At 65.5% G+C, this 14,066-nt stretch carries 11 protein-coding genes; 2 read left to right on the forward strand and 9 right to left on the reverse strand.

Annotation, left to right across the window (positions count from 1 at the left end; all coding sequences use genetic code 11):
- Positions 1–181 precede the first annotated feature (181 nt).
- Together FRC96_RS05945 and FRC96_RS05950 are read right to left on the reverse strand one after the other, a co-directional pair.
- Complete coding sequence (locus tag FRC96_RS05945) at positions 182–2,968, reverse strand: hypothetical protein (RefSeq protein WP_146973589.1); 2,787 nt, start codon at positions 2,966–2,968, stop codon at positions 182–184.
- Positions 2,969–3,395: 427 nt separating this feature from the next.
- A complete protein-coding gene (locus FRC96_RS05950) occupies positions 3,396–5,261 on the reverse strand; it encodes a heavy metal translocating P-type ATPase (RefSeq protein ID WP_230469926.1) in 1,866 nt (621 codons plus the stop codon).
- A gap of 135 nt (positions 5,262–5,396) precedes the next feature.
- Here FRC96_RS05950 and FRC96_RS05955 point away from each other — a divergent pair, with 135 nt between their 5' ends.
- Positions 5,397–5,777, forward strand: coding sequence for a VOC family protein (locus tag FRC96_RS05955; protein ID WP_146973590.1), 381 nt, complete (start codon positions 5,397–5,399; stop codon positions 5,775–5,777).
- Here FRC96_RS05955 and FRC96_RS05960 read toward each other — a convergent pair.
- The 6 genes from FRC96_RS05960 to FRC96_RS05985 form a co-directional block, all read right to left on the reverse strand.
- On the reverse strand, positions 5,774–6,427 hold the full coding sequence (locus tag FRC96_RS05960; RefSeq protein WP_146973591.1) for a carbonic anhydrase: 654 nt from the start codon (positions 6,425–6,427) through the stop codon (positions 5,774–5,776). The genes FRC96_RS05955 and FRC96_RS05960 overlap by 4 nt on opposite strands.
- Before the next feature lie 32 nt (positions 6,428–6,459).
- A complete protein-coding gene (locus FRC96_RS05965; protein ID WP_146973592.1) occupies positions 6,460–6,855 on the reverse strand; it encodes a VOC family protein in 396 nt (131 codons plus the stop codon).
- Positions 6,856–7,023: 168 nt separating this feature from the next.
- On the reverse strand, positions 7,024–8,193 hold the full coding sequence (locus tag FRC96_RS05970) for a zinc-dependent alcohol dehydrogenase (protein WP_146973593.1): 1,170 nt from the start codon (positions 8,191–8,193) through the stop codon (positions 7,024–7,026).
- Positions 8,194–8,258: 65 nt separating this feature from the next.
- Positions 8,259–9,053 (reverse strand): SRPBCC family protein, encoded by a 795-nt coding sequence (locus tag FRC96_RS05975; RefSeq protein WP_146973594.1) that lies wholly within the window; start codon positions 9,051–9,053, stop codon positions 8,259–8,261.
- Positions 9,054–9,197: 144 nt separating this feature from the next.
- The gene (locus FRC96_RS05980; protein ID WP_146973595.1) at positions 9,198–10,469 is read right to left on the reverse strand and encodes an aminoacetone oxidase family FAD-binding enzyme; all 1,272 of its coding nucleotides are present in this window, start codon (positions 10,467–10,469) and stop codon (positions 9,198–9,200) included.
- A 77-nt stretch (positions 10,470–10,546) separates the two neighbouring features.
- Positions 10,547–11,377 carry an EI24 domain-containing protein gene (locus FRC96_RS05985; RefSeq protein WP_230469927.1) on the reverse strand — a complete coding sequence of 277 codons (831 nt, stop codon included), beginning with the start codon at positions 11,375–11,377 and terminating at the stop codon, positions 10,547–10,549.
- A gap of 123 nt (positions 11,378–11,500) precedes the next feature.
- Between FRC96_RS05985 and FRC96_RS05990 the strand changes: the two genes are divergently transcribed.
- Positions 11,501–12,391 carry an SRPBCC domain-containing protein gene (locus tag FRC96_RS05990; RefSeq protein ID WP_230469928.1) on the forward strand — a complete coding sequence of 297 codons (891 nt, stop codon included), beginning with the start codon at positions 11,501–11,503 and terminating at the stop codon, positions 12,389–12,391.
- A gap of 9 nt (positions 12,392–12,400) precedes the next feature.
- On the opposite strand, the gene FRC96_RS05995 is transcribed toward FRC96_RS05990, so the two are convergent.
- Positions 12,401–13,972, reverse strand: a complete 1,572-nt coding sequence (locus tag FRC96_RS05995) for a hypothetical protein (RefSeq protein ID WP_146973598.1) — start codon at positions 13,970–13,972, stop codon at positions 12,401–12,403.
- Between the last annotated feature and the right edge of the window lie 94 nt (positions 13,973–14,066).

Raw genomic sequence — 14,066 nt, forward strand, 5'->3', positions numbered from 1 at the left:
GTTCAGCGTCGTCAGGTGGCGTGACTATGGCGAGGATGTAGGCTGAACGCAAGTGCAGTCTTTGTGGAAAAACTAAGGTGGCAGCCCCGGTCGGGGCGCGCAAAAAAGCCCGGGCCCTCACCGATGCGAGGGCCCGGGCTGCGGTGGTCAGCGCCAAGACGTGCTCAGCGCTTCCTTATGCTCACTCGAAGTAGCTGAGCATGTTGCCACCGGTGACCGCCGCGGTGGTGCCGGGCGGGGTGGTGCCGATCAGGCAGATGTTGCTGCCAAAGCTCACACCCACCGGGCAGGCGTACTTCGCGGTGAAGTAGAGCATGCCCTGCCAGATGAAGGGCTGGTGACCGGCGATGGGCTGGGCAATCTGGCAGTTGGCGCCGTCAAACCAGCCGTCCGGGCAGACCCCGCCCGGGAGCGCGGTGGTGTAGAGGTGTCCCTGCCAGATGAAGGGAGAGACGCTCGGGTGGGGAGTGAGCACATGGCAGTTGGCGCCGTCGTAGTTGCCCACCGGGCAGATCGGCGTCTTCTCGGCGTACCAGACGCGTCCGCTGACCTGAACGTTGGCCGAGGCGGGAGCGGGCGTCACCTCACAGTGGTTCGGGGCAATGGTGGCACCCTGAGGCTGGCCGTTGGCCATGATCGCCGGCTGACTGCAGCGCTTAAAGCAGCTCTGGCTCGGGTTGCTCCCGTGGAGTGGGTTGAGGAAGGGCAGGCGCTGCGGGAGGAAGTAGGCGTGGGCTTCATTGATGGCGGCAAAGCGCTGCATGAAGTCCACAAGATCGTTGCCCTGAACGATGGAGAAGTGGCTGCCAAAGCCTTTGCTCGGGTCGGCCCGGAAGGCCCAGAGCAGATCCCAGAAGTCGTAGTCGGTCTTGCCCCAGTAGCATTGCGAGGGGAGGTTGACCCAGGGCTGCACGTGGGCAATCGAGCCATTGCTCGTGAAGTTGCGGCGGTAGAAGTTGTCGGCGGTCAACAACTTCAGCCCGTGGGTGACGCCGTCATCCTGGCGGATCACGCGGTAGGGCGAGTCCAGAGGCGGCTCGCCTTCGGAGGCGCAGGTACCGTCGCTGTAGAGGCCGTGCATGCTCAGAGGGCTTGTGTAGTAGGAGCCTACACATTGCCCGGAGTTGAAGATCGAGCCGCAGAGAGCCTCGTGGGCGAAGTACTCGGCGAACCCTTCGAGGAAGGCGACGTTATCGTCTTCCTGGCAGTTGTGGGTGTCCCATCCGTCGATGAGGCTGGTGATGATGTTGGGGATGTTGCCGCTCTTATGTTTGTAGTGCCAGGTGTGGGCGATCTCGTGAATCACCGTCCTGAGCGACCAGGCATCTTCGGAGAGAAAGACCCCGTGGCCGGTGGGCAAGGGGTTGATCGGGGCGAGCACGTTGGCCGGGTTCGGAGGCGCGACGCCCACGTTGTTGAAGGGCACCGGGTAGTGGAACATCACCGGTCCGTTAAAACGCAGCCAGCTGTTCTGCGCGCCGGCGGCCTGATCGATGCGGCGCATCGAGTCAAACGCGACGGCCTGCTCGCGGCGCATGCTCTCACCGAGCGCGCCGGGCTGACCCGGGGCAAAGAGCAGGTTGCCGGCGTTGAAGCCCGAGGAGCTGTGCGAGTGCCAGCCGATCTCGCGGGCGATGGAGAAGCCCTGGCGGAAGATCCCGTCGAAGGAGAAGGTGTTCCAGGTGCCGAAGTGACCGTCGCGCAGGCGGTACTGAATGCGGGCGCGGCGGCTGGCACCGGCGAACATCCCGGTGAACGTGCGCGAGACGCTAAAGCAGCCCTGGGAGTTGGTGCGCGTGGGAGCCCAGGGGCGGTAGAAGAAGCCGTCGAGGCTGGTCGAGACGCGCACATCGATGTTGTGCAGCGGCTCCACCGTGGTGCTCTGCGAGAACTCCGCCTGGTTTTGGAACTTCAGGCACCCGGAGTAGGTCCAGGTCTTATCGGGGAAGAGCCAACCGAAGATCGGGGCGATGACGATGCCGACGTCTTCGATGCCATCACCGGGGGCCTGCAGCGCGATGAGGGTCTCGGGGCTGAAGCCATCTTCGGGGGCCTGGACGCGCACCGTGTTTTCGCCGGTCTGCTCAAACTTAAGCGGCTTCTGGCTGCCGTCCTCCAGGATCATCACGGCGCCTTCCGGGCGTACCCGGCTGGCGGCCCACTTCAGGGTGACGGTGCCGCGATCTTCCTCGACGGACTCCACGCTGATGGTGCCAAAGACGCTGCGATCCTCGACGTAGTCGGTGATCAGCTCCGAGGGAGAGGCGTCTTCGTGCAGGGCGGGCATCGCGTCGAAGTTCGACGTGATGCAGCTGCTGTGCGCCTGAAGCATGCAGGCGACATCGCCGGAGGCGCATTCGCGCTCGGCCCCCTCACAGCTCAGCGGCTCGTCGAGCACGGCCAGGGCGAAGACGTCGTCGCCGAGCGCTTCGAGGTCGGCGTCGGCGCTGCCTAGAAGCAGGAATCCCGCTGCAGGAAGATCACTGGCGAGGATGCGCAGCTCGGCCAGGCCTCCGTCGACCTCTTCGAGGGCGTAGGCGACCTCGTGGAGGCGGCCGGAGGTGTCGCGAAGCTTGAGCTGAATCTCGGCGCCGGCGGCGATCAGCAGGTGCAGATCGGGGCTGTTGGCGTGGCGGATGTAGACCGGCTCACGTGCGTCGGCGTAATCGATGATCGGCCCCTGGGTGACGAGCTGGACCGGGCCGCGCGTCGCATAGAGCGCCGCGAGCGCCTCGTTGAGCGAGCGGACGTCGGCCTGGGCCACCAGGCGGCTGAGCTCATCGAGGTTGCCGCGTTCGCCGATGCGAAGCGGGGCGGGCGCAGCGACCGCCTCCAGCGCTTGATCGGCTTGAGCCGGGGTGCTGCTCTCGTCGGGGGAGGTGTCTGTGGCGTCGCCACAGGCCATCGCCGTGCAGGCCAGGAGGCCTGCGGCGAGCAGGGCAGGTGAGCGCTTAAACAAGACATTCATACAGTTGCTCCTTCTGCGGTATGCAGATGTTGTGCACCGGCGCCCCGGGCATGGCTCCGCCAGGGCCTGTTACGGAGCGTAACGGCGAAAGAGGAGCACGGCCCTCGCGGCGACTATCGCCGCGTGGCGCGGTGGTGCGTGATGTGGGAGCAGAGAAGCTTATCTGAGGGGGGGAGTGCAAAAGGTTTTGAAAAAGAGTGCAATTCTAAGGGTTTAGTCGGGGTGGGGTTTAGAGTCCTAACCGGTGGGTAAGTGTACTCCACCGCGTCCTCCGACCTGTCGCAAAGCACCCGTCCCGACCTGAGGTTGTCGAGCCGGGGATACCGACACCGGCCGAAACGGGTGTGCTGAAGGGCGCCGTCCGGGGGGCGAGGGGGGGCGGCTGGCGATATGGGACCCGACATCGCCAGGGAGGCGCCTCTCGAACTCATCTCTCGGTATGAATGTCGGAGAGCGGCCCGCCCTGGCGGGAGGTGCGCAGGGCGTTGATCACTGCGAGCAGATCGATGCCCTCCTGGGCCAGGGCGCCGGCGATGGGGGGAAGCATGCCGAAAGCGGCAAAGCCCATGCCGATCATGCTCAGGGCGATGCCGCCTACCGCGCTCTGCAGGGCGACGCGCCGCATGCGCGCGGAGATGTGCAGCAGCTCGTCGAGGTGGGTGAGGGTGGGCTCCAGCAGCACCGCGCCAGCAGCTTCCGAGGTGACCTCGTGGGCCTGGCCGAAGGCAACACCGACGGTGGCGGTGGCCATCGCCGGTGCGTCGTTGACGCCGTCGCCCACAAAGAGGGTCTGCGCGGTCTCGCTCTCCTTTCGCACAATCTCGACTTTGTCTTCAGGGCTCTGCTCGGCGTAGGTGCGCTCGATGCCCATGAGGTTGGCCAGATAGGTAACTTCGCGCTCACGATCGCCGCTGACCAGGAGAACCTCGTTGAAGCCATGGCGAGGTTTGAGATGCTGAATAAAGGGGCGACCGTCGTCTCGGGGGGCGTCGTGAAAGCGCAGCGTGGCCTGGTAGCGGTCGTCGACCAGGACGACGCACTCCAGTCCGGACTCCACCGGCGGGATGAGGTGGAGGTCGGGATGGTTGTGTTTTGCGAGCTTGCTGCGGCTCGTGACAACAACTTCGCGGCCCTCGACCCTGCCGGTGAGGCCCTGGCCGGGAGGTTCGCTGACCTCGGAGGCGGAGTGTGGCGCGAGGCCACGGGCCTTGCTGGCGCGGATGATGGCGTCGGCCAGAGGGTGCCGGGAGTAATGCTCCAATGAGGCTGTCAGCGCGATCACATCGTCCTCATTGAGTTCGCCGCGCACCACAACCTCGGTGAGCTCGGGCTCGCCCACGGTCAGCGTGCCGGTCTTGTCGATGATGAGCGTGGAGCAGCGTGAGGCACGCTCGAGCACGCGGGGATCTTTGATGATGATGCCGCGTTTGGCGGCCAGCGAGATCGAGCCGATCAGCGCCACCGGGATGCCGATGAGCAGCGGGCAGGGAGTGGCCACGATGACCACCGCCAGAAAACGGACCGGATCGCCGCTCAAGGCCCAGGCGGCAAGGCCCATCGCCACGGCCAGCGGGGTGTAAAAGGCGCCGAGCTGGTCGGCCAGGCGGCGAAGGCGAGGGCGGCGCTGTTCGGATTCTTGCATCACCTGCATGATGCGGGCGTAGCGAGAGTCTTCGGGAAGTCGGGTGGCGCGGATGGTCAGCGCGTGTTCACCGTTAATCGCCCCGGAGATCACCGCCGCCCCGGGAGCCTTTGAGATCATGTAAGGTTCGCCGGTGAGAAAGGATTCGTCCATCGCGCCGTGTCCCTCCACGACCTCGCCATCGGTGGGGCCGGGCTCGTGGGGAAGGATGGCCAGAAGATCGCCCACGGCGATGTCGTTGAGCTCGATGTCGACCATGGTGCCGCCCTCGAGCCGATGCGCGAGGTTGGGCATGCGCGCGGCCAGGGCTTCCAGGACGGATGAGGCGCGCCCGGCGGCGTAGCGCTCCAGCGCCTCACCACCCGAGAGCATCAGCACGACGATGCTGCCCGCCAGGTATTCGCCGAGCAGCACCGAGGTGACGATGGAGATGCCGGCCAGCCAGTCCGCCCCGAAGTTGAGGCGGCGAAGTTGCTTGAGCAGCTCCCAGATGAGCGGGATGCCCCCCAGGGTCAGGGCAGCGAAGAGGGGCCAGTCCTGCATTGATGCGGGACCGGGGCCGAAGCGCAAGAGCAGGTGAGTGAGGATCGCCAGCACGGTGAAGATGGCGATGATGCTTTCCTGGCTGAGCCAGCTACGTCGAAATGTCACGCGAGACTCCCGGACAGGTCATCAGAATGTCGTGCCGGTAGTAAGCTCAGGGCCTTTACAGGCCAGAGCAGATCCGTAGCGTGGCACCTGCCGCAGAGACGGCGTCCCGATCACGCGCTCCACCCGGAGGTTTTGATGAAGGTGTTAGGTATTCGCTATTGCACGGTGAGCCCGGAGGCCCGCGCGCTCGCTGAGTTTCTGGGAAAGTTGGGGCTTCCCGAGCGTGAGATGGAGCGGCCCGAGGGGCTCGACCCCGACGTGTTTATGGGGGCGGTGTTTCCAGCTGGCGAGAGCTGGGTGGAGATCTGGGAAGAGGGCAAGGGGATGCCGGCGGGCACGATGCTGCAGGTGGTGGTTGATGATGCCGACGCCTTCGCCGAACACGCCCGGGCCAACGGGCTCTCCCCCAGAGGGCCGATGGATATGCACGGAGAGCGCATCTATTTTGCAAAAGGCCCCGGGGGCTTGCAGGTCTCGTTTCAGTCGAAGCTCCCCGGGGCGGAGGGCGAGGCTTAGGCTCGATCGCCGGGCGTCAGGCTGTAGATCTCGCGAACCTCGCTGAGGAGGTCCTCGAAGTTGATGTTGAGGTCTTTGAGCAGGCCACTCGAGAGGTCGTAGACCCAGCCGTGGACGGTGGGGGCGCCGCGCTCCAGGAAGTTGCGCTGAACCTCGGCGGTCTTGATGACGTTGAGGCATTGCTCGCGCACGTTGAGCTCGACCAGGCGGCGGTAGCGTTGCTCCTGGTCTTCAATGGCGTCGAGCTCTTTGCGGTGGAGGCGGTAGACGTCGCGGATCTCGCGCAGCCAGCCGTTGAGCACGCCCAGGTCTCTGGACTGCATGGCGGCCATCACCCCGCCGCAGCCGTAATGACCGCAGACCACCACGTGTTTTACTTTGAGGTGGTCGACGGCGTAGTTGATGGTCGAGGCGACGTTGAGGTCGGTGTTGACCACCAGGTTGGCGACGTTGCGTGTCACAAAGACCTCGCCGGGCTCCACCCCCATGATGGTGGAGGCGGGCACGCGGCTGTCGGCGCAGCCGATAAAGAGGAAGTCGGGGTTCTGCTCCCGGGCCAGCTTCTCAAAGAAGGTGGGATCTTCGGCGTTGCGTTCTTCGACCCAGCGGCGGTTCAACTCAAAGATGCGCTGGTACGTCTCATCGCTCATGTCATCACTCCAGTCAGGGGGTTAAAGCATCATCAAGTCAGGCTGACTTGCCAGGAGACGCCAAAGCGGTCGTTGCACCAGCCGAAGCGCTCGCTGAAGGGGTAGGCATCCAGGGGCATCATCACAGCGCCGCCTTCGCTGAGCGCGGTGAAGATGCGATCGACCTCCTCGACGCTCTCGCAGCGCACAAAGAAGGAGACCGAGGGCGTGAACGAGAAGCTGTGCACATCGGGGCTGTCGGTGAAGAGCAACGTCTGGTTTTGCAGACGAAGCTCGGCCTGCATGATCTGGCCTTCCATCTCGGGGTTGGAAGCGTCGTAGCGATCGACGCGCACAAGCTCGGCGTCGTCGAAGATGGAAGTGTAGAGGTCGACGGCCTCGCTGGCCTTTCCGATGAACATCAGGGAGGGGGTCAGGGTGGTCGACATGCGCGCGCTCCTCGTGGCGTCGTGGAGGTAAGGGGCGGCGCGCCGACGGGTGGCGGCGGCATCGCCCGACGAAAGGTTTGCGCCGAGACTATACGCGCGGGCCGGTGGTCGTCGAGCCGCGCGTATCGAGGGTCGCCACCCTGGATGTGGGGCGAGTGCCGGGGGGGCTCAGGGGCGCATCACGACCTTGACGCACTCATCCTGTTTGTCACGGAAGGTTCGGTAGGCTTCGGGGCCGTCTTCCAGGGTGAGGCGGTGGGTGATGAGGAAGGAGGGATCGATCTCGTTTTTCTCGATCCTGGCCAGCAGAGGTTTGAGGTAGCGATGCACGTGGGTCTGGCCCATCTTGAAGGTGAGGCCCTTGCTGAAGGCAGCGCCGATGGGGAGCTTGTCGATGATGCCCCCGAAGACGCCGGGGATGACCAGGGTGCCGCCTTTGGCGCAGGCCATGATGGCCTCTCGGAGCGCGTGGGGGCGTCCGGTCTCCAGGCGCAGGGTCTGTTTGGCCTTGTCGTAATAGTCCATCAGTCCGGTGCCGTGGGCCTCCATGCCGACGGCTTCGATGCAGGTCTGGGGGCCGCGGCCGTCGGTCATCTCTTTGAGGGCTTCAAGGATGGGGTCGTCAGTGAAGTTGAGGACCTCGGCGCCGGCCTGGTGGCGCGCCATGGCCAGGCGCTCGGGCACGTGGTCGATGGCGATGACCTTTTCGGCACCGAGCATATACGCGCTCTTGATGGCGAAGAGTCCCACGGGACCGCAGCCCCACACCGCCACGGTGCTGCCCGGCTCAATGTTGGCCACATCGACCGCCTGGTAGCCGGTGGGGAAGATGTCGGAGAGGAAGAGGACGTCTTCATCACTCAAGGTGTCGGGGACTTTGATAGGACCGACATCGGCAAAGGGCACGCGCACGTACTCGGCCTGCCCGCCGGCGTAGCCGCCGTAGAGATGGGAGTAGCCAAAGATGCCCGCCGGGGAGTGGCCGAAGGCGCGCTCGGCCATCCAGGCGTTGGGGTTGGAGTTGTCGCAGAGGGCGAACGCGTCGGTGTGGCAGTGGTGGCAGTGGCCGCAGGCGATGGGGAAGGGGACGACCACGCGATCGCCGACGTTGAGGTTCTGCACCTCGGGGCCGACCTCGACGACCTTGCCCATGAACTCGTGGCCCAGGATGTCGCCGGATTCCATGGTGGGTATGTAGCCGTCGTAGAGGTGCAGGTCGGAGCCGCAGATGGCGGTGAGGCTGACCTCGATGATGGCATCGTGGGGGTTGAGGATCGTGGGATCGGGGACGTCCTGGAGGCGGACGTCTTCTTTTCCAAACCAGCAAAGCGCGCGCATAGGGGCTCCGTGGCAAAGGTATAAGCGTCAGAGTATGCCGGGGTGAGGGGTGTTACCCGGGAGATTCAGCGGTTGGTGAGCATGCTCAACCCCTGCTCGCGGTTCTGCGTGCCGCCGTAGGGTTGGCCGCGTACCGTGGCGACTTCTCCGGCTTCGGCCAGCTGCTTGAAGGCGCGCAGCTCCTCACGCAGGATCTGCTCGGGGATGGCCTTGAAGAAGCGCTCAATGGAGGCGCCAAACTCTCCTCCGGGCGGCTGATAGCGAAGGCGCAGGTGGACGCGGGTCTGCCCGTCATCGAGCTTAAAGAAGCTCACCACCCCGGAGCTTACGAGCTCCGAGCCCTCCAGTGAGCGCCAGGCGATGAGCTCGTTTTTGTGGTCTTCGGTGATCTCGGCGTTCCAGCACAGCTCCAGATCGCCGGGCACCTCGGCCACCCAGCGGGTGAGGCGTTCGCCGAGGTGCTCGACGCGTTTGATGTGGCGAAAAAAGCGCGGGATCTGCACCGGGTCGCGCCACATCTGATAGAGCTCGGAGGCGGGGCGAGCGATGGTGGTGGCGATGTCGATCTCCACCGGCTCGGTGGCGGCGGTGTTGGCCAGGAGGCGTTTGAAGCCTTTGTCGAAGCCGGGCTTGAGGCCGTTGTAGATCAGGCCGGCGCCGGCGGCGGCGACGAAGATCTGTTTGACGCCGTGCTGGCGGGCAAAAGCCCAGGTGGCCAGGGCCGCCCCCAGGCCGATCGACGGCCACCCCAGCTCCTGAAGTCCGGGCTCGGTGTCGGGGGCGGCGGTGCGCTTGAGAGCGCGCTCCTCCTCCTCGATCATCGGTGTGTGTTGGGCGTGGTGGATCGATGTTTGCGCCATAGGAGTCTCCCCGGAGCCGAAGTCCGTCAGTGGCCGGCGCCCTCAAGGGCGGCCAGCCGACCAGGTGTCGGGTGGTCCTATGAAAGTTAGAAGCAAAGCGCGCATCCCCAAGCACTTTCGACGCCAGCGCGGAGGTGAGTGCGGCTAGCCGGCCTGCTCCAGCAGGTTAAAGGCGATGGCGGCGCCGGCCAGGTGGCCCGTGGTCCAGGCGTTCTGGAAGTTGAAGCCGCCGGTGACGCCATCCACATCGAGAAGTTCGCCGGCGATAAAGGCGCCGGGGCAGATCCGGCTCTCCATGGTGCGCATGTCCACGTCGTCGGTGGGGACGCCGCCGGCGGTGACGAACTCATCTTTGTGGGTGCTCTTGCCGGTGACCTCAAAGGTCGCGTCGGTGAGCTGAGCGATGAGCGCGTCGCGGGGGCCGGCCTGGAGTGTGGCCCAGGTCTGCTGCTCGTCGATGCGGGCGGCGGCCACCAGGCGCTGCCAGAGGCGCCGGGGGATGGCGTCGAATGGCGAGCGGGTGTGCACATGGCGCGTGCCCGCCCGGGCGCGAAGTGTGGCGAAGGTAGGCGAGGGATCGTCGCCGTGGAGCCAGTCGACGCGGAGCGTAAACGTGTAGTCGAGCGCGTGCAGCTTGCGTGCGCCCCAGGCCGAGAGCTTTAAGATCGCCGGGGCGCTAAAACCCCGGTGGGTGATCAGCAGCGGCCCCTCATTTTTCAGATCCGCCTCGTCGATGCGCACACCCACCGGATCGACGGCAAGTCCCTGCAGATCGCGGATGCGCCAGTCGTCGACGTGGAAGGTAAAAAGCGAGGGAACGGGCTCAATGAGTTTGTGGCCGAGCTGTCTGGCGAGCTCGGCACCGGCGCCGGCGCGAGCCCCCCCGGTGGCCAGCACCAGGTAGCGCGTGCGCAGCGTCTCACCGCCCTTTAAACACACCTCAAAGCGAGTTTGCGTCGTATCGGCATCATTGAAGGCCTCGACCGAGCGCACCGCCGCGCGGGTGCGCACGTTGACGCCGGCGGCGTCGGCGGCACCTCGCAGCACATCGATCACCGACTGCGAGGTGTTGGAGGTGGGGAACATGCGGCCGTCAGCTTCGGTCTTCAGCTCCAGGCCATGCTCGGCGAACCAGGCGACGGTCTCGGTGACGCCGAAGCGGTGCAGCGGGCCGATCAGCGCTTTGTTACCCCGGGGGTAATTCGTGGCCATGCGCTTCGCATCGAAACAATGGTGGGTCACGTTGCAGCGACCGCCCCCGGAGATGCGCACTTTATCGAGCACCCGCGAGGACTTCTCCAGGATGAGCACCCGGGGTGAGGCGCCATAAAGCGCGCTCTGCTCCGCGCAGGTGATCGCGGCGTAGAAGCCAGCGGCCCCCCCGCCGATGACGATCAGGTCGTATGTTTGAGACATGGCAGCACGCATCGGCCCGCAGATGTGCAACGCGCGTCTGCAGAGCCGTCTTCAGGCAGGGGAGGGGGCAGCGGGGTTCAGGCCGGTGGAGTCGCGTCGCGATCGTCGCGAAGCTCGATGCCCAGCATCGTGCCCCCTACCACAGCCACCGGCATCACCAAAAGGTTGACCACCGGGATGAGCATCAAGAGCGCGCTCCCCACGCCGAAGCCGCCCGCGAGATCGATCTGGGCGCGCACCCGACCGATCTTCTCCCTGAGCGAGAAGCCCTGCCGGTCGAGTGCGGCGTCGCTGTACTCAAACGATAAGAAGACCGCGCTGACGGCGGTCCCCAGCACCGTGTTGAGCAGGCTCCCCAGCCCCGGGATCAGGTGCAGAAAGAGAAGGGGGATGATGCAGGCCAGGTAGGCGATAAGCGTGATCAGGCTGATGGCGATCGAGCGCAGGATGCCCCGCACCAGCGACTCCCCGTCGCGGGCGTTGGCGACCGTGCCGCAGAGCTCCCGCTCGGTGATCACCGAGAGCTGATCGTTAAAGGGGCTGGCGACGACGCCGGCGGCCATCAGCACCGCGAAGTAGGAGAGCACCACCGAGGCCAGGAGCACCACGCCGAGCACGGCGTACCAGACGACTTTGAGCCAGGTGGCCTCGGGCTGCGCCCACAGCCAGCCTAAGAGTTCCGGGGCGTTCATCAGCAGGGCGGCCGCCGTGATCACAAAGAGCACGATGTTGATCAGCGCCGGGATGATCATCCAGGGCCACATCTTTGGGTGAGCGGCGATAAAGCGCACCGCCTTGAGCGGGATCTTGATGCCACCGAAGAAGCGGCGCATGCCCGATTGGCCGCGCAGCGCGCGCAGATCGTCGAGGACGGTCGGGTCGGCGAGGGCGTCGGTGGCAGGTTGCATGGCAGGACTCGTGGTGGTGTGAGAGCGGATGGGGATGTAGGGAGATGGCCGGTGTGTGCGCATCTTCAACACGGACGACGCGTATGTCGATGACTTCAGCAAGGACCACGCATGAGGCCGACCATGATTCAATTGCAAGGTGCAGTCTACCCGGTGCGCGATCTTAAGAGAGCCGCGCGATGGTATCAGGAATGGCTCGAGTGCTCACCTGCGGCGGAGGGGCGCTCCGAGGTGCGCTTTGAGACCGCGACGGGCGAACTTCTTCTCGTCGAGCTCGTCGATGGTCGCCCGGAGCGCAACCCGGCGAGTTGTGGCGCTCGGTGGCAGACCGCGGATGTTCGGGCGGCCTGGGAGCGGCTGCTGAAGCTCGGTGCCGATGAGGTCGAGGCTCCCCGCATGCGCGAGGATGGCGTGTGGGTCGGTATCGCGTGCGACCCCTTCGGCAACCGCTTAAACCTCGTGGAGGGAGCAGGCGCGCAGGGGCCTTTGAGGATCGCGGCCTCAGGGGAGTCGTCGCGGGCCATTGAGGTGGAGCGCATCATCTCGGCCCCGCGCACCCGCGTCTGGCGAGCCTGGACCCGCCAGGAGGAGCTGGGTGCGTGGTTCGGCAGCGACGCCCACGTGGAGCTGCGGGTGGGCGGCCCCTTCGAGATCTACATGCTGGCAGAGCCTGCCGGGCTTCGCGGCAGCGAGGGCTGCCGGGTGCTCAGCTACCTGGAAGAGCGCATGCTCAGCTTTAGCTGGAACGCGCCGCCCGATCATTCCACGCGTGACTGGCAGACCCGGGTGGTGGTGGAGCTCTCGGATATCGACAGCGTCAAGGCGGTCACCCGCGTGCGCCTCACCCACACCGGCTGGCCGCGTGCAACGGGCGACGAGGCGCAAAACGACGCCGCGCCGGGAGAGCCCGACGCGGCGGAGTGGGACGCGACCTTTGCATATTTTCAGCGGGCCTGGCCCAGGGTGATGACCTCCCTGGAGCGTCATCTCAGCCGGGCGACCGGCCACCACTGAGTACGCGATTTAACCGTTGTAACAGGTCCCGGCCGAGGGCCAGTGGCAGCATTGCCCTGGGCCATCGGGGTTGTCCGCGCAGTTTGAGATCTGGCAGGTGTAACACTTCAGCGTGCGTTGTTGTCCACAGCTGTCGGTGACGGTGTGTTGGTCGCAGCGGTAGGGGTAGGCCGCGCAGAGGTCTTCATCTCTCTCGGGGCGGCAGCAGGTCAGATCGGGGGCGCAGACGTTCTGGCCGTTGCAGGCGTTCGCGCCGCCGCAGTCCACAGTTCGGGTCGCACCGCAGTTGTCGACGTAGTCAACGAGGGTGCCGCACTCGGCGCCCTCGGCCTGACAGATGTCGTTATCACTCTGGGGCTGGCAGGATTCGCACTGGTTGGTTTCGTTGCAGATGTCGCCGTTTGTGCAATCGCCACATTGAATCGTGCGGGGCTGACCGCAATTATCCGCGGCCAACTCCAGGGTGCCGCATTGCGCTCCTTCGTCGGTGCAGTAGGTCTCGTCGGGGATGGGGTTGCAGACGCATTGATTGTCCAGCGAGCAGCTAGCGCCAGTGCCGGTGCATGAGCCGCAGTCGATGTTGCGGAGGTCGCCGCAGTTGTTTTGCGCCGAACGCATGCCACACTCGGCGTTGTTGCGAGCACAGAAGGCTTCCTCGGACTCCGGTGCGCAGTGGCACTGGTTCTGAGCGTTGCAGGACTCGCCAGTGCCGGTGCAGCCGCCGCAATTGAGTGTGCGCTCCTCACCGCAATTGTCGGTCACGGTGAGGGGGCCGCACTGTGCGGATTCTTGCTCGCAGAGGTCCTCTTCGGAGAGGGGCGTGCAGACGCAGAGGTTGTCGAGGGTGCAGATCTCCCCGGTGCCGGTGCAGCTGTCACAGTTGATCTCGCGGGTCTGGCCGCAGCCGTCGACCACGGTGCGCGTGCCGCACTCCAGGCTGTTTTGCTCGCAGAGCTCACTGACCGATTCGCCGGGGCAGGTGCAGCGGTTGTCTTCGCCGCAGATGTATCCCTCCTCACAGTCGCCGCAGGTGACGGTGCGCTCCTCGCCACAGTTGTCCGGGGCGATGACCGTGCCGCAGTCGGCGGCCAGACGCGCGCAGAAGGCGTCGTTCTCTTCGGGCTGGCAGACGCAGGTGCCGCTCTCGCAGAGCTCGTCGTCTTCGCAGGTTCCGCAGGTGATGGAGCGTTGCGTGCCGCAGCGATCGACGACCTCCAGCGGGCCGCAGCTCAGCACGGCCTCGTCGCAGAGCTCCTGCTCGGTGGGCGCTTCGCAGCCGGTGTCGGTGTCGGGAAGATCGGTGTCGGTATCGGGAAGATCGGTGTCGGTATCGGGAAGATCGGTGTCGGCGTCAGGGAGATCGGTGTCGGTATCGGGCGTACCGATGTCGAGATCGTCGACCGCCACCCAGAAGCCATTCTGGCAGGTGGCGCCGTCGCGCGTTTCGCCCTCGTTCTCGCAACGAACCTCCGAGAAACTTGCGGGCTCAAAGGAGCAGGCCGCGAATCCGAGCAGTGTGAGCAGGCTCAGAGTGCGCAGGACGCGGGTGAGCGGGCGATATTGGGGGGTGAGATTCGACACAGCGAGCTCCGAGGCAGTTGGCACGCGCGGCGCAAGAACACAGAAAGCGTAGAACGTGCTCTAAGGCTAGCGCGAGATGCCGCCGATGCCAACG

The organism is Lujinxingia vulgaris (assembly GCF_007997005.1).
Taxonomy (GTDB): domain Bacteria; phylum Myxococcota_A; class Bradymonadia; order Bradymonadales; family Bradymonadaceae; genus Lujinxingia.